The 23,916-nt window shown below is 45.3% G+C and carries 19 protein-coding genes; 5 read left to right on the top strand and 14 right to left on the bottom strand.

From position 1 onward, the window contains the following. Positions 1 to 2: 2 nt before the first annotated feature. The 5 genes from IGJ26_RS00825 to ulaG are packed head-to-tail and all read right to left on the bottom strand — an operon-like array spanning position 3 to position 4,071. A complete protein-coding gene (locus IGJ26_RS00825; RefSeq protein ID WP_008376529.1) occupies positions 3 to 641 on the bottom strand; it encodes a 3-keto-L-gulonate-6-phosphate decarboxylase UlaD in 639 nt (212 codons plus the stop codon). A 60-nt stretch (positions 642 to 701) separates the two neighbouring features. After that, complete coding sequence (locus tag IGJ26_RS00820; protein WP_008376531.1) at positions 702 to 995, bottom strand: PTS sugar transporter subunit IIB; 294 nt, start codon at positions 993 to 995, stop codon at positions 702 to 704. Between the two features lie 23 nt (positions 996 to 1,018). Next, positions 1,019 to 2,485 carry a PTS ascorbate transporter subunit IIC gene (locus IGJ26_RS00815; protein WP_008376533.1) on the bottom strand — a complete coding sequence of 489 codons (1,467 nt, stop codon included), beginning with the start codon at positions 2,483 to 2,485 and terminating at the stop codon, positions 1,019 to 1,021. Then, positions 2,486 to 2,959 (bottom strand): PTS sugar transporter subunit IIA, encoded by a 474-nt coding sequence (locus IGJ26_RS00810; RefSeq protein ID WP_008376535.1) that lies wholly within the window; start codon positions 2,957 to 2,959, stop codon positions 2,486 to 2,488. Between the two features lie 47 nt (positions 2,960 to 3,006). Continuing rightward, on the bottom strand, positions 3,007 to 4,071 hold the full coding sequence (gene ulaG / locus IGJ26_RS00805; protein WP_005232716.1) for an L-ascorbate 6-phosphate lactonase: 1,065 nt from the start codon (positions 4,069 to 4,071) through the stop codon (positions 3,007 to 3,009). Between the two features lie 332 nt (positions 4,072 to 4,403). Here ulaG and IGJ26_RS00800 point away from each other — a divergent pair, with 332 nt between their 5' ends. Continuing rightward, positions 4,404 to 5,171: a DeoR/GlpR family DNA-binding transcription regulator gene (locus IGJ26_RS00800; protein WP_005232717.1), complete on the top strand. Its 768-nt coding sequence runs from the start codon at positions 4,404 to 4,406 to the stop codon at positions 5,169 to 5,171. Positions 5,172 to 5,336: 165 nt separating this feature from the next. Here the strand turns inward: IGJ26_RS00800 and IGJ26_RS00795 are convergent, their stop codons facing one another. Next, positions 5,337 to 6,359, bottom strand: a complete 1,023-nt coding sequence (locus tag IGJ26_RS00795) for a YeiH family protein (protein ID WP_005232718.1) — start codon at positions 6,357 to 6,359, stop codon at positions 5,337 to 5,339. 65 nt (positions 6,360 to 6,424) lie between these two features. Here IGJ26_RS00795 and IGJ26_RS00790 point away from each other — a divergent pair, with 65 nt between their 5' ends. Next, positions 6,425 to 7,276 carry a LysR family transcriptional regulator gene (locus IGJ26_RS00790; protein WP_194199371.1) on the top strand — a complete coding sequence of 284 codons (852 nt, stop codon included), beginning with the start codon at positions 6,425 to 6,427 and terminating at the stop codon, positions 7,274 to 7,276. A 232-nt stretch (positions 7,277 to 7,508) separates the two neighbouring features. Further along, complete coding sequence (gene uvrC / locus IGJ26_RS00785) at positions 7,509 to 9,299, top strand: excinuclease ABC subunit UvrC (protein ID WP_194199372.1); 1,791 nt, start codon at positions 7,509 to 7,511, stop codon at positions 9,297 to 9,299. Positions 9,300 to 9,373: 74 nt separating this feature from the next. On the opposite strand, the gene IGJ26_RS00780 is transcribed toward uvrC, so the two are convergent. From IGJ26_RS00780 to IGJ26_RS00770, 3 genes are all read right to left on the bottom strand, one after another. Continuing rightward, the gene (locus tag IGJ26_RS00780; RefSeq protein ID WP_008376546.1) at positions 9,374 to 10,114 is read right to left on the bottom strand and encodes a GntR family transcriptional regulator; all 741 of its coding nucleotides are present in this window, start codon (positions 10,112 to 10,114) and stop codon (positions 9,374 to 9,376) included. A 186-nt stretch (positions 10,115 to 10,300) separates the two neighbouring features. Beyond that, positions 10,301 to 11,581: a PTS sugar transporter subunit IIC gene (locus tag IGJ26_RS00775; protein WP_005232725.1), complete on the bottom strand. Its 1,281-nt coding sequence runs from the start codon at positions 11,579 to 11,581 to the stop codon at positions 10,301 to 10,303. A 246-nt stretch (positions 11,582 to 11,827) separates the two neighbouring features. Further along, on the bottom strand, positions 11,828 to 13,216 hold the full coding sequence (locus IGJ26_RS00770) for a glycoside hydrolase family 1 protein (RefSeq protein WP_371875328.1): 1,389 nt from the start codon (positions 13,214 to 13,216) through the stop codon (positions 11,828 to 11,830). Between the two features lie 159 nt (positions 13,217 to 13,375). Between IGJ26_RS00770 and celB the strand changes: the two genes are divergently transcribed. Further along, positions 13,376 to 14,647 (top strand): PTS cellobiose transporter subunit IIC, encoded by a 1,272-nt coding sequence (gene celB / locus IGJ26_RS00765; protein ID WP_005226670.1) that lies wholly within the window; start codon positions 13,376 to 13,378, stop codon positions 14,645 to 14,647. Positions 14,648 to 14,755: 108 nt separating this feature from the next. Further along, the gene (locus IGJ26_RS00760; RefSeq protein WP_005232731.1) at positions 14,756 to 15,472 is read left to right on the top strand and encodes a GntR family transcriptional regulator; all 717 of its coding nucleotides are present in this window, start codon (positions 14,756 to 14,758) and stop codon (positions 15,470 to 15,472) included. Positions 15,473 to 15,545: 73 nt separating this feature from the next. On the opposite strand, the gene IGJ26_RS00755 is transcribed toward IGJ26_RS00760, so the two are convergent. From IGJ26_RS00755 to IGJ26_RS00735, 5 genes are all read right to left on the bottom strand, one after another. Continuing rightward, positions 15,546 to 18,008, bottom strand: a complete 2,463-nt coding sequence (locus IGJ26_RS00755) for a heavy metal translocating P-type ATPase (protein ID WP_016619548.1) — start codon at positions 18,006 to 18,008, stop codon at positions 15,546 to 15,548. A gap of 262 nt (positions 18,009 to 18,270) precedes the next feature. Continuing rightward, complete coding sequence (locus IGJ26_RS00750) at positions 18,271 to 19,707, bottom strand: glycoside hydrolase family 1 protein (protein ID WP_005232733.1); 1,437 nt, start codon at positions 19,705 to 19,707, stop codon at positions 18,271 to 18,273. Positions 19,708 to 19,874: 167 nt separating this feature from the next. Then, the gene (locus IGJ26_RS00745) at positions 19,875 to 21,641 is read right to left on the bottom strand and encodes an ABC transporter ATP-binding protein (RefSeq protein ID WP_194199373.1); all 1,767 of its coding nucleotides are present in this window, start codon (positions 21,639 to 21,641) and stop codon (positions 19,875 to 19,877) included. Continuing rightward, positions 21,607 to 23,349 (bottom strand): ABC transporter ATP-binding protein, encoded by a 1,743-nt coding sequence (locus IGJ26_RS00740; protein WP_430599789.1) that lies wholly within the window; start codon positions 23,347 to 23,349, stop codon positions 21,607 to 21,609. The genes IGJ26_RS00745 and IGJ26_RS00740 overlap by 35 nt, the downstream gene beginning before the upstream one ends. Next, a complete protein-coding gene (locus IGJ26_RS00735) occupies positions 23,346 to 23,786 on the bottom strand; it encodes a MarR family winged helix-turn-helix transcriptional regulator (RefSeq protein WP_016611594.1) in 441 nt (146 codons plus the stop codon). The genes IGJ26_RS00740 and IGJ26_RS00735 overlap by 4 nt, the downstream gene beginning before the upstream one ends. Positions 23,787 to 23,916: the final 130 nt, after the last annotated feature.

The following is a 23,916-nucleotide window of genomic DNA, read 5'->3' as shown; positions in this document are numbered from 1 at the left end:
AACTACCCCCAAATCCGTAAAATCTCTTGCTTGAAATCAACTGCTGCTTGTTGCGGATCGTCAGCGGCAGTGATGCCTCGTCCTGTGATAAAGGTATACACATCAATGCCGGCAAACAGAGCCAACGTCTCGACGCTCAATCCTCCCGTGACTGACACTCGAAACCCCATATCGATCAATTTACGGACTTTCGTTAAATCTTTTTCTCCCCATGTTTCACCAGCTAACAATGCGTCACGACTTTGATGATAGATGGCTTGTGAGATGCCGGCATCTAGCCACTGCTGTGCTTGCTGGTAGGTCCAGTCACCATATAATTCTACTTGGATCTCAGCAATTTCTTTTGCTGCTGCCTTCATTGTTGGGATCGTTGCTGCACAAATCACGGTCATATAATCCGCGCCAGCTTGCTGGCAGTTTTTGGCGACCGTCCCACCGGCATCGGCACATTTTGTGTCTGCTACGATCAACTTCTCCGGATACATTGCTCGGAAACAGCGTAATACCTGTTCTCCTTCTTGCAACAATAAAATAGTCCCTGCTTCAATAATATCAACCACATCGCCGACTTTTTTGATATCTGCCAGTGCACTAGCTAAATCGGAGTGATCGCAAGCAATCTGTAGTTTTGGTATGCTCATGAAATTCCCCTCTCTTTTGTTTGACCAACCTTTTTGTTTTGCCACATCCTGTTACGCTGACTACTCCTTTGAAAGACCCGCTTCTCTGACCCGCTCAATGATTTCTTTTGGAGACATCACATTTCTGACCCCGATTACTGTTACGCCCTTTTCTTTTGCTTTATCGAACATATTGACAAAGTTCATTGGCGTAAAGACCACATCGTAATTCTTGGCGGTGCTTTTGCCTTCGGAAATCGCGCAGTGGTGGATAGAGGTGATTGTGATCCCTTCAGACTTCAAAGCTTTTTCAACACTCCGCATCATCATCAAACTTGTTCCTGATCCATTTGCACAAGATACTAATACTCTCATCTTTTTTTCCTCCTAAGAATTTATTATTTTTGTTTTTCTACATACGCATCGTAATCATCTACGATCAAGAAATATCCTTCTGGATCTCTGCGGTACTGCAATTGCGGAATCACTAATAAGATCACCACCACAAGAACCACACCAATGATGCCTAAGAATTTCATCAATACTGTAAAGAATGGCCAGACGGTCGCCCAGTCGAACATACCAAGATAGCCGCCATATTGGGACAATCCTACCCAAGTAGCGATCAAGGCCGAACCACCGATCTGAATGATGCCTGATAAGAATGGGAAAAGACAAGCCGCCTTGATACCTCCACGGTTGTTGGCAAAAACGGCAATCGCTGCATTATCAAAGAACAGTGGGATAAACCCGGCAATCACGATCGTTGGTGACCGGAACAAAATCAGTAAAGCAATCATTAAAAATTGTCCTAATGCACCGAATAAAAAGCCCACCGTCACAGCATTTGGTGAACCAAAGGCAAAGGTTGCGGCGATATCGATCCCCGGAACAGCACCTGGTAAAATCGTATTTGAGATTCCTTGAAATGACTCGGTCAATTCGGAAACGAAGGTGCGCACACCTAATTGAAGAATTGCTAAGTAGACGGCAAACATCAGTGATGTTTGTAAAATATAAAATAAGAAACTTTGTCCTTCTGCCATAAATCCTGCTGTTATTAAATAATCTTGTCCAAGTGTCACTAAAATGATACCGAAGAAAAAGAGCATCAGGATCGAAGTCGATACCATATTTTCATTGAAGACCGATAAAAAACCCGGTAGTTCGACATCTTCTAATTTCCGGTTGGATTTGTTCTTTTTGAACCGTTCCGCAAGTCTCGCAAAGAAATAAACACCAAACATCTGTTGATGGGCAATCGCAAAACCAGCACCTTCCGTCAAATCTTGACAGATGCCCACGGTCAAATTGGAACCAACCGCCCAATAGCAGCCTAAGATCAAGCCCATGACAAGTAAGACTTCGATCCGACCCAAGTCTGGAAAACAAAATAGCAGCAACCAAAAGGCCGTTGCGGCTTGCTGTACTTGCACATTTCCAGTAGTGAAGACGGCCCGCAGCTTCGTATATTTTTTAAAGCGAACGAGTAAGATATTAAAAACAAAGGCAATCAATAATAAGAGCATCGTGTCACCAAAGGTGCGTCCGAATCGTTCTTCAATGCCGGCGGTGATCGCATTTTGACCAAAATACGGGTCAGTGACCATCGCATCTAATTCAAAACGCTCCTTAAGCCCCACCAAGATCGGACGGAAATTATTGACCAATCCACCAGAGCCAATCGTCAAAATCAAGTAACCAACGGTGGCTTTTAAGAAACCTGCGACACATTCAACAAACGGCCGTTTCAATAGTAAGTAACCGATCAGTACAATAAAACCGATCAAAAAAGCTGGCTGCATCAAAATATTCTGAGCAAAGTAATCCCAGCATCTCAATAAGAAATCTCCTATCACTTCCATCTAATCCCTGCTTTCTTTTTGGTCATATTTCTCCATCACCACTTCAAAATCTGCCATCGTTTTTACACCTAATAGATCTTCTACCAGCCCCTCTTCCATCAACATCTCTGATAAACCAGCGATATTGTTCATATGTGCTTCAGCGTTTTTGGCAGCGAGCATAAAGAACAACTGCGCCTCCTTGTCCGGATTATCTTCCTGAAACGAGACGGGCGCTGGAAAAATCGTCAGCCCGATCCCTGTTCCTAAGACGCCTTTGCTTTCTGCTGAAGAATGGGGCATGGCTACTTTGGGAATGATCACAATATAAGGACCGTATTGATGGACATCCCGAATGACATCTTCAATGTACTGATCCGTAATCAACGCCTTTTGCTTTAATCCTTCGCCACTCGCCCAGATAGCAGCTTCCCAGTCTTCGGGCTGTTCCTGGTTGATTGCAACCAACTCATTTTCATAAAAATAACGCAGCATTACCTTTGCTCCTTTCAAATTTGGCTTTTGCAGCATCCCCCCTTCTTTTATAAGAAAGAAGGGAATGGCGTATCATTGTCGACCGAAAAAACATCTTTGAAGCCACGATAGAAATTAAATTCAAGATCATCTTTATTCGTTGGGTAGGTGAATTTGCCGCCAACTTGCCAAATATACGGTTTAAACTCATAGTTCAAACGATCTTTTTTAAACTTCCAAATCTCGGTGATCTCTTTTGGATCAGCCATAAAATTGGACCAGATATCATAATGTACGGGAATCACCACTTTGGCATTGAGGGATTCGGCCATCCGCAACATATCGACTGATGTAACTTTGTCGGTGATGCCCCGCGGGTTTTCGCCATATGCACCTAAGCAAACATCGATCTTGTACTGATTCCCATGTTTAGCAAATACATTCGAATAATGAGAATCTCCTGCATGATAAATCGCCCCACCGGAAGTCTCAAACAAGTAATTGACTGCGATACGATCCATGTCCTGGGGCATTTTTCCTTTCAAGCTGGTATCCGGATCTTCACAAGTAATCAGAGCGGTTCGATCGAATGCTTCTAAAGCGACGATTTTCACCTGCCCAATGGTTACTTCATCCCCCGGTTTGACCACGATGGTTTTTTCTTCTGGTATTCCCCATTTCAACCAAGTTGCAACGACTTCATGGGGACCGACGAATTTTGCTTCTGGACAATTTTGATGGACTGCGGCTGCGGTATTGATGTCTAAATGATCGGAATGGATGTGGGTCACCACTAACGCATCCACTCCTTTGATTGCAAATGGATCGATCACAAAGGGCTGAGTCCGTAGGTTAGGCTGCATTTCTTGTACACCACTCATTCGCATCATTTGATGGCCTTTTTTCATTTGCCCATTCCCATGACTGCGCTTGCCAGTGCCACACCAAAGGTCGCATAAAATATTGGTTCCTTCCGCACTCTTCAGCCAAATACCCGTACAGCCTAGCCACCACATGGAAACTGTGCCTTCTTTCACAAGCTCATTTTCGATCTCTTCGTTCAAATAGGTCCCCCATTCTGGAAACGTATTTAAAAGCCAACTCTCTTTCGAAACATCATTTACATGTGCCATTCTTATTCCTCCCTTGCTTATTTACACTTTGATTCTAACATATAGAAAAACGCTTTCAATCTAGTTTTATGTTAATTTAGCTTATTATATGTTAATTAACCCATAAATAAATGTGATTATTTAATATATATGGTAATGTATAGGAGATATGTTAAAATGAGTTCGAAAGAAGAAACAACAAACACATCGTTGCTTCTCAACAAGTGGTGTGGGATCATCACTTGAACTTGCGAGAAGGAGGCGAGAAGGTTTTTGCTATGCAAAGGCAATCGCAATCTGGATAAACGATGAAAGACAAGAATAGAATAAAGCGCATGTAAGGAGGAAGTATCGTGAAACGTTCCAATGAAGAAGTGAGGCAAAGGAGAAAACAATTGATCGATCTGATAAAAACATCTGGTTTTTCTGATGTGAAGACCCTCAGTCATCAGTTGGGAGTATCAGAGATGACGATCCGCAGAGACTGTACCGTACTGAGTGAGATGGGTCAGATCAAACAAACCCACGGAAAAATCGAATACTGTGAAGCTTATGAAGATGAAGCGCATCCCACCGACTCGATCGAGTACATCAAAGATCGACTGGCCAAAGAAGCGGCTCGCCAAGTAAAAGATGGCGATACCCTTTTCGTCAATACGAGTACTAGCGCCGCTCAAACGTTGCGCCATCTCACAGACAAACGAATCAGTTTGTTGACGAACAATACAAGTGTGATCCAAATGGAACACCATCCAAAATCAACGATCGTTTTAAGTGGCGGCGAAATACGCTATCCTAAAGCGGCCTTGTCAGGGGATATCGCCGTGGAGTCGTTTTCTCATGTTCGTTCTGATGTTACGATCATTGGTTGTAGTGGGTTAGATTTACAGACCGGCATTTCCACTTCAGTGATCCACGAAGCCAAAGTCAATGCGAAAATCATCGAAAATTCTGGCAAGTTGATCGTTATCGCGGATTATCGCAAAATCGGTAAGCAATCCAATTTTACGATTGGCGCAATTGCGGCTATCGATCTGCTGATTACCGACCATTATTCTGATCCCAAAGTCATCGACTTGATTGAGCAACAAGGTGTTCAAGTCATCCAAGTCCCCGTCTAACCATCTTTGTCGCTAAAAAAAGCCCGACAGTTGATCTGAAAAGCCACGCCTTGCTGCCTCTTCCAACAGAAACACCAAAGCGTGCCCTTCGATCAACCGTCGTGGCTTTTTTCGTTAAACAATCGTACGCTTCAAACGTGCTTTATGGGATGTGCCTCGTGTGAATCAGAGCCGCAGCAACCAAATCAACGCAACAGCACCCACGGTTTGGACGGCTCCAACGGAAAGACCATAGAATAAAAAGCGCGGTCCTTCTTTTAAAAACTTGCGGAAATCCAGGCGCAAACCGATGGCTGCCAACGCCGTTGTTTCAAACCACGTACTGATAAAATGAGCACCCTCATTCAACCAGCTAGGCAGCGGCAAGAAGCTGTTCAAGATACAGATGGTCAAGAAGCCCAACACATACCAAGGGATTGGCAGCCGTAGCTTACCTTTGCCTTTGGTTTTGGTGGGGGTCTTTGTCGTCATTCGTTCAAAAACAATGACGACGACTGCCAACATGATGATGCGCGCGATTTTAAAGAGCATCGCGTATTTGACGGTGTCGGCATCAATCAAACTAGCCCCCGCCACGACTTGCCCGACGGATTGCAGTGTGCCGCCAAGTAAGGCACTTTTTTGCAATAGATCATCGCCGTATAAGGCCAAGCCTAAAAACGGCAGCGTCAGCATCATCACCGTTCCTAAAAGATTGACCAAGGTGATGATCTGCCCTTTTTCTTCATCATCGGCATCAATGGCTGGTGCGATCGCCGCAATCGCAGAGGACCCACAGACAGCATTGCCGCCTGCCATCATCAGGCTCATCTTTTGATTAAAGCCCAATTTTTTCCCTATCAAATAAGCAGCGGTAATGACCAAGCTCATCATCAGCAAAATAAAGAGAAAGCCCCGAAGACCCATTTCACTGATAGTCTGGAAAGTGACGGTAAAGCCCAGCAAAACCACCGAATATTCTAGGAGACGACTTTCCGCAACCTTCGTCCCGACTTGATAGCGTTCTTGCTTGAACAGTGTATTTCCTAAAATGATTCCTAATAAAATAGCAAGGGTTGCTCCCCCTAATTTTGGCACAGCCAAAGCCATGATTCGGGCGATGACGGCTACCGAAAAGGACAGGAACAAACCGGGAAGTATCAAAGCTGTTTGTCGTTGCTTCATTGCTTTCATCCTTTCATATAACATCCATTATACACAGATTGACCGATCAGTAGGATTTATTGGTATAATAGTTATAATTGAATTTTCTAATGGAAGGGATTGCAATGTTAAAATTACTGGAGACCTTTAAGATGGTCTATGAAACGAAAAATTTTTCGAAAGCTGCCGAATTGCTATTTATTTCGCAGCCCACGGTTTCTGCTCAAATCAAGCAGTTGGAACAAGACCTGGATACACCGCTTTTTTTACGCAATGGTCGCAAAAACGTGATCGCCACGCCCCAAGCAGAGTACCTTTACGAAAAGGCACTGAATTTATTGGATGAGTGGTCGACGATCGCCAGCGAGATCCATACCAACACACAGCATCAAAGCCACTGTGCCCTAGGCATCTCTCATACCTATGCGATGGCCTTGATGCCTGACTTGATGATTGCTTTATACAACGCCTTTCCCACGGTGCATTTTCGGGTATCGATGATGAACTCCGCTGAAGTCTTAACAGCGCTTGAACAACATCAACTAGATTTAGGGATCATTGAAAAACCCTTATCTGCACCAAGTATTTTGCGTTTCCCGATTTTGAAAGATCAGCTCGTCTTAGCCGGTGATCCCCAAGCCGGTCCTTGGCTCGTCCGTGAAGCGAGTTCTGGTGTCTACTATTACACTAAACGCTATCTGGAGGAACAGAACATTCAAGGACCGATCATCGAGATCGCCAGCAATGAATTGATTGTCGCTTTGCTGAAACAAGGCTTCGGCTGTTCGATCCTTTCCAAGCGAGCCGCCCACGGCATTGGCTATCAACTGCTGGATAAAAACTTTGAGCGCCAATTTTACCTCATCCAGCGCAAAGTAGTCACAGAACCAGCCATTGAGGGATTGCGGGCCTTCATTCAGGAGTGGTCGCAAAACGATCCCTCACAGGTGGCAAGCGTATAAAAACAAACTGATTTTTTTGGGGAACCACCGCCTCGTGGGATTTCTTAACCTTTTCTTACGATTACGCTTCCTCGCTGCCGATCTGGTCCGATTGATTGTTTCTTAAGAAATTTGTGCTAAAATGAGGAGTACTGGCTATGGGCTCTAACGTTCCCCTTTTTGAGGGAAACTTAGACCGCCCTTTGACTACTTATGCAGTTCGTGAAGCAAACCAGTAAGAAAGGATCTTGAAATGAACGAACAAATCAAGAACAAATTAGCGCTGCTTCCTGATCAACCTGGTTGTTATTTAATGAAAGATAAAAATAACAAAATCATCTATGTTGGGAAAGCCAAAATTTTAAAAAATCGTGTCCGTTCGTATTTTACCGGCAGCCACGATACGAAAACCGAACGGCTCGTTCAAGAAATCAATGATTTTGAGTACGTCGTTACCGAATCAAATACGGAAGCTTTATTGCTGGAAATCAATTTGATTCAAAAAAACAAACCAAAATACAATATCATGTTAAAGGACGACAAGTCGTATCCTTTTATTAAAGTGACCAAAGAGCGCTATCCGCGTCTGATCATCACTCGTAAAGTTTTAAAAGACGGGGCTTTATATTTTGGCCCTTATCCTGATGCACGAGCAGCCAACGAAACCAAACGGGTGCTGGATCGTCTCTTTCCTTTGCGAAAGTGCGGTCCTTCTCAAAAGCGCCCTTGTCTTTATTATCATTTGGGTCAATGTGTCTGTCCTTATGTCAACAATGTAGACCCCAAGGATTATCAGAAGATCGTTGATCAAGTGAAACACTTTTTCCACGGCGGTCACGTCGATATTTTGAAAGATCTGAAAGAGAAGATGGGCGAAGCCATTGAAACATTAGAGTTTGAGCGAGCGGCTGAGCTGCGGGATCAGATCCAAGCGATCGATACCGTCATGACGCGACAAAAAATGACCCTGACCGACCTGATGGACCGTGATGTCTTTGGCTACAGTGTCGACAAAGGCTGGATGTGTGTCCAAGTATTCTTTATCCGTCAAGGAAAGCTGATCGAACGAGAAGTCTCTTTGTTTCCTTTCTACAATGAAGCGGATGAAGATTTCTTGACCTTCGTCGGCCAGTTTTACCAAAAGAATGAACACTTCATTCCCAAAGAAGTCTTTGTTCCGCAAAATGTCGATGCTGACCCATTAGAAGCGCTGTTGGAAACCAAAGTCCTGCAGCCCCAACGAGGCGACAAAAAGAAATTGGTCGATTTGGCCAATAAAAATGCCCGCATTGCCTTGGCCCAAAAATTTGCGTTGATCGAGCGTACTGAAGAACGGACGATCGGTGCTGTGGATCGTCTAGGCGATGCCATGGGGATCCCGACACCTTATCGGATTGAAGCCTTCGATAACTCCCACATCATGGGAACCGATCCGGTTTCTGCAATGGTGGTTTTTGTCGACGGGAAGCCGTTTAAAGATGATTATCGGAAATATAAGATTCGTACCGCACAAGGCGGCGATGATTATGGCTCTATGCAAGAAGTCATCTACCGCCGATACTCTCGTGTCCTAAAAGAAAACCTGCCTTTTCCTGATCTGATCATCATCGATGGTGGGAAAGCCCAAGTCGGTGCCGCCCAAGAAGTGCTGCATAACCAGCTAGGTTTAGATATTCCCGTTGCCGGATTAGTGAAGAACAACAAACACAAAACCAGCGAGTTGATTTTCGGAGAATTTTTAGATCCGATCCAGCTGGAACGCAATTCTGTCGAATTCTTTTTGCTGCAACGGATCCAAGATGAGGTCCATCGTTTTGCGATCACCTTCCATCGCCAACTGCGCAGTAAAAACAGCTTTTCTTCCAAGCTAGATGAAATTCCTGGCTTAGGACCAAAACGCAAGCAACAGCTCATGAAAACCTTCAAGTCGTTAAAAAACATCCAAGCAGCTTCCGTGGAAGAGATCCAGCAAGCTGGTATTCCCAAAGCCGTTGCGGAAACTATCTTAGCCAAACTAGGCGATCAAAACCAACCCACTTCTTAAGTCAAAACAAAAACGCTCCATAGCCAACAGTAGCTATGAAGCGTTTTTTCGTTGAAGAACCATTTTGTAAGCCGTTACTTTTTGCGGTGCTGTAACAGATCAGGCTTCATGTCTAACATGGAATAGCCACGAACATCATACCGATTGCGGCTGCAGGAATAGTCCACTGGACGTCCCGATTCTAAATAGATGATCTGTTCTAATTCCAATACTGGATCATCTGCTTGGCACGCTAAATAGGTTTGATCGTATTCATCACTTTTGGCAGCCTGAAAAGTCCGATAAGCACCAGCAAATTTGTAGCCTAAATCTTGCAACAGATAGTCATAGACGGATTCTTCCAAGATCTCTTTCGTCAAACCGCTGACCAGATCCAACGGCATATAGGAATGCTCGAGTATGTATGGATTGCCTTCTAAGATCCGCAAACGGATCACATGATAGATTGGTTGTTCGGCAGTGATCTGAAGCATCTCTTGAATTCTTGTTGTAGGAAAACAGACTTCAAAGGTGATGACTTGGCTAGTCAACGTCCGTTTTTCTTGTTTCATCTGATAGCTCAGGCCTTTGTATTCTGTCACCGATGAGGTATCTTTGCCCCAAAAGGAATGATTCAAAACTTTGGTCCCTAAGCCGCGCTTTGTCAGCAGCAAGCCTTCCATAATCAGGATATTCACCGCATTTTTAATCGTCATTCGGCTGACGCCAAACTCTTCCACTAACTCTGTTTGATAAGGTAAAAGACTGTCTTTCGGATAAGTTCCGTCCTTGATTCTTTTACGCAGAACATCTGCGATCTCCATATATTTGGGCATTTTGCCACCTCCAAAACGTGTGTTGTATTGATTGAAAAACGAGAAAAGAACCGGCCAAACGAAAAGAGTGTCATCACACCACTGCACCTTCCAATGAAGCAGTGTGATAAGGGGTATTGCACTCTGATCGCGGCCGGATAAGGTCTATTACGTTTGGCGCTTGTTTCTAATCGACTCGATCAGACATTACGCATTTTTTAAACGGCGTGTTTCTTGAATTTGCGCCATTTTCACGAACGGCAAGTAGATAACGATCGACAAGATCAAGTTAACAGCTGCCAAGATTCCGCCAGCAATACTTTGTGTCGACAAAATACCGCCGATGATTGGTGGCGTCGTCCATGGTGCGATGACGGTACTTGCAGGAACTAAGCCAGTTGCAGTTGCAAAATAAGCAGTCGTGACTAAAACAAGTGGTGTCAACACATATGGGATGAACAAGATTGGGTTCAAGACAACGGGTAACCCAAACATCACTGGTTCATTGATCATGAACACACCTGGTGCAACGGATAGTTTTGCGACAGTCATATACGCTTTATGATGACGAGCAACTAAAAAGATCGCAATCAAAAGACCTAGTGTCGCGCCTGTTCCGCCGATGTTCACGAAAGAATCAAAGAATGGTTTGTTGACGATATAAGGCAAATCTGTGCCTGCTTCTAATGCTCGTGCGTTTGCTTCGATCGCTGGCACATTGATCGTTTGCATGAACGGGTCGATGATGTTGGCACCATGCAAACCAAAGAACCATAAGAATGCAGAGATAAAACCTAATAGCAAAGCAGCTGGATAAGAGTTTGCCAAGCCCATGAATGGTTGTTGCACCAATTCATAGAAGGACAATACGATACTTGTCACACCAAATGCTTGGAAAATTGCTGTAAACAAAGCAAAGATCGATACGGTGATCATTGCTGGGAATAACGCAGCAAATGAACGTGATACTGCTGGTGGTACGCCATCAGGCATGTTGATGACTAAGCGTGGGTTGCCAGCTAGACGACGGAAGATCTCAGTAGAAATGATCGATACGATTAATGCTAAAAATAATCCTTGAGAACCAAGTCCGGCAGCTGTTAACAAACCATCTGGGCCTGTCGCCATTGCACCTAATGCGAAGAAACTTGCAACTGAGATCGCCCCAGCACCTAATGCGTCTTGATTGTAGCTTTTAGCTAAATTATACGCTACTGTGAAAGCGATTAACAGACCAAGTATTGAAAAAGTACCTGCTGACAAGTTGTTCCCAAAGGCTTGCCATGTCCCTTCACCAAAAATGCCATTCATAAAATCAATATAGGCAGGAATTGGTAAGTTGTTGATCAATACCCCAAAAGAGCCTAAGATCATCAACGGCATCGTTACGATAAATCCGTCACGAATGGCCACTAGATGTCTTTGAGAGCCTATTTTAGAAGCGATCGGAATAAAGTGCTTCTCCATAAATCCAATAAATTTATCCATTGTTTTTTCTCCTTTCAAACCCTAAACAAAATAATGAAACCGATTTCTACTAAAGAATACCACGAGAACGTTTCCATGTCTAGTCTTTTCTTTATCAAAACTGTGCTTTTGTTTAACCCAGCTTATCATTTGCAAAAACAGGTGGTTTTTTAATAGAGAATGCCCTTCGGAACAAGACAGAAAAATCCGCGATTTTACACAAAAAAAGCAATGCTGATCCCTACAGCATTGCTTTTTTCATTGTTATTAAAAGCCGTTATTATCTGAAACTTCTTTAAACCAACGACCTGATTTTTTCACTGTTCGTTTAGCATCATTTGCTAAGTCAACGGAGATAAATCCGTAGCGGTTCTTGTAAGCATTGGTCCAGGACCAGTTGTCCATGCAGGTCCACATATGGTAGCCAACACAATTGGTTCCTTCTTGGATCGCTTGGTGGACATACTTTAAGTGGTCAGAGACAAACTCGATGCGGTAATCATCTTCGATCACGCCATCAGCATTGACGAAACGTTCTTCTCCTTCGACACCCATGCCATTTTCAGAAATGTAGCACTTGATATTGCCATAGTTTTCTCGCGTGTTTGTCAAAATATCATAGATCCCTTTTTCATAGATTTCCCATCCACGATACGGGTTCATTTTCTTGTTCGGCATATCATAGTTATCAAAGTAATCATCAGGCATTGGACTTTTCGCTTGATCGATCGGCGATTCTTTCTTCATGATACGACGAGGTTGGTAATAATTGATCCCTAACAAGTCGATCGTATTTTCGCGAATCGTTTGTAAATCATCAGCTTCCATCGCTGGTACCATATCTAATTCCTTGACGATGGTCACTAATTCTTCTGGGAACGTGCCTTTGACCGCAGGGTCTAAGAAAGAGCGATTAAAGAAGGCATCTGCGATTTGCGCTGCTTTGACATCCTCTGGATCGTTCTCATCTCTTGGATAGCTTGGCGTCAAATTCAAAATAATGCCGATCTCCCCACCAAGGTTCATCTCATGATAGACTTTGATGGCTTTAGCACTCGCCAACGTTTCGTGGAACCCAACTTGGACTGCATGTTTCATGTTGATCTCATTTGGATAATGGAATTGGTAAAGATAGCCGCCTTCAACAGGGACGATCGGTTCATTATGAGTGAACCATTTCTTGACACGATCACCAAATAACGTAAAGCAGGTTTGCGCAAACGCAACATAGGCATCCACGGTCTCTCGGTTCAACCAGCCGCCTTTTTCTTGCAGCGCCATTGGCATATCGAAGTGGTATAAATTCATGAAAGGTTCGATCCCGTTGGCGATCAACTCATCAATGTAGGCATTGTAAAAATCAACGGCTTTTTGATTGACTTCTCCTTTGCCTTGCGGGAAGAGACGACTCCATTGGATCGACGTCCGAAACGTCGTATGGCCGGTTTCTTTCATGAGTTGAATATCTTCTTGATAGCGTGTGTAGACTTGCGAGGTTTTTTCAGGACCTACCCCATTGAAAAATTTCTCTGGTTCTTGCTGATACCAGTAATCCCAGATGCTTGCCCCTTTGCCATCACCTTCAAATACACCTTCTGTTTGTGGGCCACTAGCGGCTGACCCCCACCAAAAGCCTGCTGGAAATTGATAATCCATCTTCATTCACTCCTCGTTTTTTCTTTGCTGCCCTAATCATAAAGGAAGCAGTTACAAAAATCAATCTTTTTCAAAATAAATGTATAGACATTTAAAATAAAACATGATACATTATCAATGTAATCGATTGCAAAAAGAAATTTAAGGAGTGAACTAATAATGAATGGTTTTATGGACAAGTTATCTGAAAAGATTTTGCCCTTGGCGAATGCCTTAGGACAAAATCGCTACCTGACCGTCTTGCGGGACGCGTTTATGCTTTCGTTCCCAATCACTATGTTTGGATCGATCGTGGTCGTTTTAAACAACCTGCCCTTCTTCAGTGATGCCACTAAAGGAACATTAGGAACGCTGTTTGGCAATGGGCAAAATGCAACAATGAGTATCATGACTGTTTTCGTTACTTTCGGTATCGGCTATTATTTATCAAAATCATATGATGTGGAAGGGATTTTTGGCGGCGCCGTTTCTTTTGCCAGCTTTTTGATCTTAACTCCTTTCTTTATGACTACTGAATCTGGCGAAACGATCTCCGGCGTGCTGTCTCTTGATCGTCTTGGCGCAAAAGGGATGTTTATCGGGATGATCGCAGCATTTTTAGCAGCTGAAATCTATTGCCGCATCACAAAACGCGGCTGGCAGATCAAAATGCCTGATGGGGTGCCACCAGCAGTTTCTAAATCTTTTGCCGCTTTGATTCCAGCAATTATCACCTTAACGGTATTTTTAGTGATCAATGCCATCATGACGGGTGTCTTCAATGCCAACTTGCATGACTTGGTTTATGAATTGATCCAAAAACCATTGACTGGACTAGGCAGCAGCTTGCCAGCAACTCTATTGGCTTTGTTCTTTGTCCAATTCCTTTGGTTCTTCGGTCTACATGGTCAAATCATCGTCAACTCTGTGATGGACCCGATTTGGAATACATTAATGTTAGACAACTTAGAAGCGTATCAAAATGGGGATGCACTGCCGCATATCGTCACAAAACCATTTATGGAAACATTCACCGTTGGATTAGGCGGTTCTGGTATGACGTTAGCCGTTGTTATCTTGATGGCTTTTGTATTGAAGAAAAAACAATACCGCGATGTGGGTCGTTTGGCTTTAGCACCAGGGATCTTTAACGTTAACGAACCAGCAATCTTCGGTATGCCGATCGTCTTGAATGCGACGATCCTGATTCCTTGGGTCGTGGCACCTCTTGTGGTAACGACCTTCAACTACTTAGTGATGGCGGCTGGACTTGTTCCTGCACCAACTGGTGTTTCTGTTCCTTGGACCGTTCCAGTGGTCTTCAGTGGTGTCTTAGCAACCAACTCTTGGTTAGGTGGTTTGCTGCAAGTCATTGACGTGGTGATCGTCGGCTTAATCTGGTATCCATTCTTACGTGTTTTAGATCGTCAAGCAGAACCATCGATCGATTAAGCGCAACGGCTGGCTGAATTTTTTCAGTCAGCCGTTCTTTTTATAAAAAAACCAAGGTTTGATTGTCGAAACCGCTTTTTTCAGCTATACTTCTTGCGAGGTGATCAGATGCCAAAATACCAAGAAATTGCCAATATTTTACGCACACGTATCAAAAACAAAACGTATCCGCCTGACAGCTTACTGCCGAATCAAACTGATTTAGTCGAAGAATTCGGAGTCAGCCGGATGACCGTCAAAAAAGCCATCGGTATTTTAGCCATGGAAGGACTGGTTTATTCTCAGCGGGGCGCTGGAACAAAAATATTGAACCACCCATTCTTAAAAAAAGACACCACTGCTTTAACGGTCTATGAAGGCTTGTCAACAGAAATGGGCAAAGCTGGCCGCAAGCTAGTCAGTCAGGTCATCGATTTTCAAGTCGAATTTCCTGACCAAACGATCCAAGAAAAGTTGATGTTGACGGAAGAACAGCCAATCTATAGTATTGTCCGCTTGCGGATTCTTGAAGACCAGCCGTTTATTTTAGAATATACCTATATGCCGGTCCATTTGGTGCCCAATTTAACTCGTGGCCATTTAGAAAGTTCTATCTACCGCTATGTCAAAGAGGAACTAGGGGTCCAGTTTGCCGGCGCTTACCGCACCATTGCCGCTGATAAAAGCACCGCGTACGATCAACGGTATTTGGACTGTAAAGCCGATGATCCGGTTTTAGAGATCGAACAGATCGTCTATCAGAAAAATGGCTCACCTATCGAATTTTCCCGTAGTCGCAACCGTTATGACGTGCGGGCCTACTCTTATTTAGATGTCCAGCACTAAAAAGACCTATCCACGGTTTTCTTCCATCAGAAACCGTGGGCATGTCTTTTTGTTGTTGCATTCGTTGCTTCGTTTATTTTTTTGCTGAGGGTTGGAATCGTTTCAGCCGCAAGGCATTTAATAAAACGGATACCGAGCTGAAGCTCATGGCCGCCCCGGCGATCATTGGATTGAGCAAGGGGCCGCCGAAAAGATGCAACACACCCATTGCGACAGGAATGCCTAAGACGTTATAAGCAAAAGCCCAGAAAAGATTTTCTTTGATGTTTTTGATGGTTGCACGACTTAACTCGATCGCTGATGGGACGTCCATCAGATCGCTGCGCATCAGTACGATGTCTGCCGATTCGATGGCGACATCGGTACCAGAGCCAATCGCGATCCCTACATCGGCTTGGGCTAACGCCGGCGCATCATTGATCCCGTCACCTACCATCGCAACCTTTTGGCCTTTGGCTTGCAGGCCGGCTACTTTGGCGGCTTTATCTTCTGGCAAGACGTCACTGATTACTTCATCGATACCGACTTGTTTGGCGATGGCTTGGGCTGTCCGAGCATTGTCGCCAGTGATCATTGCTACGTACAAGCCCATTTGATGCAGACGTTCAATGGCTTTTCGACTGCTTTCTTTGATAGTATCTGCCACAGCGATGATCCCGATCGCTTCGCCGTCTTTGGCAACATACATCGGTGTTTTCCCTTCGTGAGCCAATTGTTGGGCTTGCTCGATCAGGCCATCGATGGCAACGTTTTGTTTTTCCAGCCATTTCTGGTTGCCTAATAGGACTGGACTGCCAGCAATCGTGCCTTGAATCCCATGCCCCGGAATCGCTTCAAACCCGTCAACTTCTTGCAGGGCGAGGGCTTGCGTGCGGGCTTCGATCACAATGGCTTCGCCTAATGGATGTTCTGAGCCTTTTTCAACAGAAGCCGCCAGTTGCAGCAATTCCGTCGGCGTGTGGTTGCCGGCAGGCAGGAGATCGGTTACGACTGGTTTGCCTTCTGTGATCGTGCCGGTTTTATCAAAGACGATCGTCGTTACGTTTCTAGCTGTTTCTAACGCATCGCCGCTTTTGATCAAGACGCCATTTTCTGCCCCTTTGCCCGCACCCACCATGATGGCGGTCGGTGTCGCTAATCCTAAGGCACACGGACAAGCAATCACTAATACAGAAATCGTAATGGTCAATGAGAAGATCCAGGTTTCTTGTCCTAAGAAAAACCAGGCAAGTCCTGCAAAAACCGCCAAGACCATGACGATCGGGACAAACACACCCGAAACTTTGTCAGCCATGCGGGCAATCGGCGCTTTGGAGCCTTGGGCATTTTCTACTAACTGAATGATTTGCGCCAACGTTGAATCTTCTCCCACATTGGTGGCTTCGTATTGAAACGAGCCATTTTTGTTGATACTGGCGCCGATCACCCGATCACCGACTTGTTTTTCGATAGGTAAGCTTTCTCCGGTGATCATTGATTCATCGATGGCAGAGCGTCCTTGGGTAACGATCCCATCCACAGGAATCTTTTCACCAGGTCGTACGACTAAGATATCGCCGGCTGCGACTTCTTCAATACCCACTTCGACTTCTTCGGCTTGATTCCCGCTGCCGCGAAGCACACGGGCTTTTTTCGGTGCGAGATCCAACAACTTCTTGATGGCTTCGGAGGTTTTGCCCTTTGAGACCGACTCAAGGTATTTTCCTAAGGTCACTAATGCCAAAATAACGGCGGCCGTTTCATAGTACAAGTGCATCGCATAGTGGGTCGTGCCCAGGTAGACCATCACGGTCCCATAAATACTATAAAAGAAGGCAGCACTGGTTCCCAATGCGACGAGGGAATCCATGTTAGGATGGCCTTTCCAAAGCGCTTTGAAACCAGCAATGTAAAAGGCGCGACCGAGGACCATCACCGGTAAGACTAAAATCAATTGAGTGGTAACGAAATTGACTGGATAGGCCATTGGATCTAAAAAGCCAGGGATCGGCAAACCGATCATTTCCCCCATCGTCAAATAGAACAAGGGGATCGTAAAGAGCGCCGAAAGCCAAAACCGTTGCCATAAAGCACGAATCTCTGCCTGTTTTGAATCCGCCTTGTCGGCAGAAGCGGTCGGCAGCTGTGCGTCATAGCCCGCCTCTTTCACGGCAGCTGCGATCTTCGCGGCGGACACTTGGTCTTGTTGATAGCTGACCGTCAGTTTTTCTGTCGCCAGATTGACGGAGGCTTGCTCCACACCCGCTAATTTTTGGACAGCTTTTTCTACTGTTTGGGCACAAGACGCACAGGTCATGCCCGAGATGGCAAAGGTCTCTTGTCTTTGAGAGCCGATCAGTTGATAGCCCGCTGCTTTGATGGCCTCAGCGAGTGTTTCTTCGGTGAGCTGCTGCTCATCATAACGAATATGTAATTTTTCAGTAGCCAAATTGACAGCTGCTTGGTCGACCCCCGCCAGCTTGCTGACTGTTTTTTCGACTGTCTGGGAACAAGACGCACAGGTCATCCCTTTTACCCCATAATTCTTTTCGATCATTGTTTCCTTCCTCCTTGCTTGCTATGCAAACCCATTCACCTTTTATGTTTACAGTTGTAATCTTCTTCTACTTTACAATTATCGTTTACACTTGTCAACGATAATACTCAAAAAAAGGACGTTCTCCTTTGAAGCGGCCCAAAAAGCGAGACTTTTGGTCTACCTTTGGGCGGTCGCTACAGGTGGAACGTACTTTTTTCTAAGAAACGATTACTGCCGTTGCAGGGGTCGTTTCGCTTATTCAGGTATTGGTTTTAGAAGGCTAGCACTCTTGCCCGTTGGTTTTGATCAGCTCTTGGTACCAGTAGAAGCTGTCTTTCTTGTAGCGTGCCAGTGACCCTTCTTGGGTTTCATCTTGGTCGACATAGACAAAGCCATAGCGTTTTTGGTAGCCGTTCAACCAGCTTAGCAAATCAGTGAAGGACCAGGTGCAATAGCCAAGAACTTCCGCGCCGTCGCTGATCGCTTCTTTGATGGCATGGACATGCCCTGCTAAATAATCGATGCGGTATTGGTCATGGATTTGGTGATCGTCTGTTAGTTTATCGTATTCACCAAGTCCGTTTTCCGTAATGATCACAGGCACCCGATAACGGCTAGTGATTCGGCGTAAAGCGATCCGCAGCCCTTGAGGATCGATCTCCCAATCCCAATTCGTCCGTTCCACAAATGGATTTTCAGCTTTTTTGAACATTCCTGGTGTCCCGGTTTCTTCGGAGCTACCTTTTTTCCCAGTGGTGTTCATTTTACCCGCACCGACACCATCTAATGGATTGTAGGCATTCGTTGCTGTTTGGTAATAGTTGATCCCTAAGAAATCTGGTTTTGCTGAACGCAGCAAGTCCATATCTCCTGGTTCAATCGTTGGTGCGATCCCTTGCTCGTTCAAGTAATTCATTGCGGCAATCGGGTATTCGCCCCATAGATAGACGTCTAACCAATAATGCGCCATCAAGTCTTCGGCATTTTCAGCTGCCAAAATATTTTTCGGGTCGCTGTTGATTGGGTAGTTTGGTGAATAGGCGAAACTTGGTCCGATTTTCCCTGGGATTTTCATCTCATGGAACTTGTTGATCACCGACGCATTTGCCAAATTAGCGATATGATTGACTTCATACATCCGTTTAGGATCGGTCACTCCTGGTGGATGGGCAGCTAAAAGATAGCCTAAAGAAGTAAAGATATTTTGTTCATTCAAGCTGACCCAATAGTGAACTTTGCCGCGAAAGGCTTCAAACAATACCGCCGCATAGTTGGTGAAATCTTCAATGATTTTGCGAGATTCCCAGCCGCCGTATTCTTCTTGCAACGTACGTGGCAGATCCCAATGGTACAAGGTCACCATCGGTTCAATCCCTGCTTTAATCAGCTCATCGATCAATGCTAAATAAAAGTCTAACCCTGCTTGATTGACTTCTCCTCGTCCTTCTGGAAAAATCCGTGTCCATGCAATGGAAAAACGATAGGTTTTCAATCCTTGTTCTTTCATCAAGGCAACATCTTCTTTGAAGCGGTGGTAATGGTCGACCGCGACATCTCCGTTCGTTGCTTTAAAGGTTTTGCCTGGAATGCGGACAAAATCGTCCCAAACTGAAGCGCCTTTGCCATCTTCTTGCCATGCGCCCTCTACTTGATAGGCTGCTGATGCTGAACCCCATAAGAAATCGTTGGGGAATTCTTTTAGTTGTTTATGATCCAATTGTTTCCCTTCTTTCTGTTTGATGATACCCCTTTCTTAAGTATACCGATAATTGCCTGATTTGTCATAAGAAGATTTTGTACCTGTGCCAAGAAAGCCGATGGCACACAAAAAACATCCGTACAAGCAGTGGGTTACTCCTTGTACGGATGCGGACTAGTTATGGATCATGCGTCAAATTGTGCCTGATAGAGTGCGGCATAACGCCCCTCTTTGGCTACTAACTCTTCGTGGGTCCCTTGCTCTACGATATTGCCCTGTTCCACCACGAGGATCGTGTCGGCATGTCGAATCGTGGACAAGCGATGGGCGATCACAAAGGAGGTTTTGCCTTTCATCAATTTGGTCATCGCTGCTTGGATCAGCAGCTCCGTTTGCGTGTCGACATTTGATGTGGCTTCATCAAGAATCAGCAGATCGGCATCTAACAGCATTGCTCGCGCAATCGTCAATAGTTGTTTTTGCCCTTGTGAAATACCGGTCCCGTCTTCAGAAATCAAAGTATCATAGCCTTTTGGCAGGCTCATAATAAAGTCATGGATATGGGCGGCTTGTGCAGCAGCTTGGACTTCTGCCATCGTCGCATTCGCCTTGCCGTAGGCCAAATTTTCAAAAATCGTTCCCGTGAACAGCCACGTGTCTTGCAGCACCATTGCATAGCTTTGCCGTAGGCTGCGGCGTGTCGCTTGGCGGATATTTTTACCGTCTAACCGAATCGCTCCTTGGTCAGGGTCATAAAACCGCATCAAGAGGTTCACGATGGTGGTTTTCCCGGCTCCGGTCGGTCCGACGATCGCGACCAAGCTGCCAGCCGGTACTTCCAACGAAAGGTCTTTGATGATGGGCTGCTGTGCTTGATAGCCGAAGGTCACATGATCAAAGGCGACCTCACCAGACACCTCGCGGTATTCGTAGGCTCCAGGAACATCAGAAACTTCCGGTTCTTCATCCAGCAAACGGAAGATCCGTTCTGCCGCCGCCAATGCCGATTGCAAATCGCTGAAGATGTTGGCTAACTCATTGATTGGTCCTGAGAATTTTCTGGAGTAAAGAACAAAGGAAGAAACATTCCCTAATGTCAGATGACCGAACAAAAACAGCAAGGCGCCAAACATACTGATCAAGGACAATGACAGATTGTTGATAAAGTTGATGGAAGGACCAGTCATACTGCCGTAGTACTCGGCATTGTAATAGGCATCCACCGCTTCTTGGTTTTTTTCGTCAAAACGGCTGATGATCGCTTCTTCTTGGTTATACAGCTTGATCGTTTGCTGACCAGAAATAATCTCTTCCACAAAGCCGTTCAGTTCGCCTAATTTGCGAGAACGACGGCGAAACAATGGTTGAAATTTGCTCATCAAAAAGCGGGTCAAAAAGATCGAAGCGGGAACCGTTACGACAAAAATCAGCACCAGCAGCGGCGAAATCAAAACCATCATCACAAACGAACCAATGATCGTCACAAGACTGCTGAGGACTTGAATGGCATCGCTGGCCAATGACGTATTGATGGTATCGACATCATAACTGATGCGGCTGATGATATCCCCAGTGGCGACTCGGTCAAAATACCCCACCGGCAGTTCGGTGATTTTATCAAAAATCGCCTTACGCATCGCTGCCACCACCCGCTGACTCAAGCGGATCATCATGAGCGAAATCAGATAACTAAGAAGGGAAGACGCAAGATAAAACAGCAGCATCAGCCCACAATAAAAGAAGACTCGGTCAAAAATGACCTTGCCGGGACCCGGTTGAATGGCATCAATGGCGTACCCGGAAAGCAACGGTCCCACCAAGGCGAAGATGTTGCTGACCATCATTAAAATAGCGGCTGCCAACAGGAGTCCTTTGTACTCGTAGAGATAGCTCCACAAACGGCGGAGTGTTTTCTTGCTATCCTGCGGTTTTTCCGTTTTTTTCTTCGGCATCATAGGCACCTCCTGTCTGACCTTGATAAATGGCTTGGTAGATCGCATTATCTGCTAGTAATTCTTGGTGACTGCCAAAGCCGTTCATTTGCCCGTTTTCCAGTACCAAAATTTTGTCGGCATGTTGGATCGAGCTGATCCGCTGCGCGATCAAGACCGTCGTCGTCTGTTGAAACTGCTGTTTCAGGACCTTGCGCAACTGAGCGTCGGTCCGATAATCCAGCGCACTGGCAGAATCATCCAAAATCAAAATTTCCGGCTCCCCCGCCAATGCCCGCGATAACAAGACCCGCTGCTTTTGACCGCCGCTTAAATTGCTGCCTTTGGCATGCAGTGGATGAGCTAAGCGCTTGGGCAGTTGATTGATAAACTCCTTGGCTTGGGCGCGAGCCGCCGCTTCTTCGATCTGCTCTTTGGAAAACCGCCGGCCAAAGGCGATATTTTCTTCAATCGTTTCCGCAAAAAGCACGTCTTTTTGTAAGACGACACCGAATAACTGATGCAACTCCGTCGGATCGATGGAGCGAATGTCGCGACCAGCGATGCGAATCATACCCTTCGTTGGGTCATAGAGCCGCAGCAGTAATTTGACGATCGTTGATTTTCCGCTACCAGTCGCACCGATGATCCCTAAGGTTTCTCCCGGCTGCAAGGAGAAATCGATGTCTTTCAGCACCCGGGTACCGTTAGGATAAGTGAAGGAAACTTTTTCAAAAACGATATGCGCCGACTCTTCTTTGACAGGCGCCTCAATGACTTGCATATTTTGCGGCAGGCGCAAGACGGATTGGATCCGATCGGCAGAAGCGAGCCCCTTCGACACGATTACAAAGATACGAGTGATACTGAGCATGGCATTCAAAATGATCGTAAAATAGGTCAAAAAGGCAATGATGACCCCTGGTTGGGTCAACCCTTGATTGACGCGAAAGGCACTGACGACGATCACTAGCGTCAGTCCGATATTCAAAAATAGGTCCATCAGGGGTGGTGTCGCAGCCATGGTTCGATTAGCAGTGGTTTCCGCAGCTACTACGTCTTGATTGACGTGGTCAAAGCGCTTTTTCTCGTAATCTGCTTTAGACAAGGCCTTGATCACCCGAGCCCCAGTTACATTTTCTCGGACAGTCCGCACCAACACATCCACTTGCTTTTGCAATGAGGCAAACAAGGGGATCCCCCGTTTTGAGATGGTGACTGCTGCCACTAAAGTGAAGGGCAAGACGCCTACTAAGACCAGTGTCAAAACGGGATCTAATGTAGCAGTGATCATGATTCCCCCTAATAACAGAATCGGGGCACGAATCCCCATCCGTTGGATCATCCCTATCGTTTGATGGATGTTGTAAGTGTCTGTCGTCAAGCGAGACACCAAGGAAGGGATCCCGACTTCTTCGACTTGCGGAATCGACAGATAGGAAACTTTTTCAAATAAGTCATGGCGTATACTACCAGTGGTATCGCGAGCAACACTGGAGGCCATCCGATTGGCGATGATATTGGTGACAACTGCGATGATGGAGCAGACCACCATCGCCCCGCCCCAAGCAAAAATCGCTGATACTTGCTTCGTGGGAATCACAGAATCGATGATATACGCCAAAATCCAAGGCAATAGCAAGTCCATCAATGACCCGAAGAATTTGATGCTGACGCCAAGGAAAATGCGGCCGATATAGGGTTTTAAATATTGAGTCAAAAGATTCATTCCATCGCCTCAACTTTCGCTAAAAGCCGTTGGGAATTTTCTTTGACGATTTCCAGATCAGCGATCAACTGCTGCTGTTGGGCAGCAGAAAAACCTGCTACGACTTGTTCATTCCAGCTTTGAAGCAGCTGTTGGATCTTTGGTTGGACAACAAGTGCTTTTTCGGTTGGATAAACCAGTAATTGTCGTTTGTCGGTGGGACTGCTGGTTCTAGTGACAAATCCTCGTTCTTCTAAGATCGCTAGTTGACGGGCAACATTGCTTTTATTAACAAAAATCTTCTTGGCTAAGGCTTCTTGACTGATCCCCGGTTGACGGCAAATGTTTAAGATATAGGTATGATGCATCCCACCTAAACCAAATTTTTTCAGTTCTTTTTCCCGATAAAGGGTGGCGAGACGGGCAATATGATTGATTGAGCGGATAATGGCTTCCATGAGCACTCCTGCCTTTCTTGGTTCTTCAAAGTGTCTTATCTATTATAAGGAATAATCGTTGCGCACGCAACGATTATTGTTTCTCTCGGAAAAAATAGGTACACTGTTGCTGATCAACAAAAAAAGAACT

The organism is Enterococcus sp. AZ095a (assembly GCF_050546735.1).
In the GTDB taxonomy this organism is placed as follows: domain Bacteria; phylum Bacillota; class Bacilli; order Lactobacillales; family Enterococcaceae; genus Enterococcus_D; species Enterococcus_D entomosocium.
This window is presented reverse-complemented; position numbering and strand designations above follow the sequence as displayed.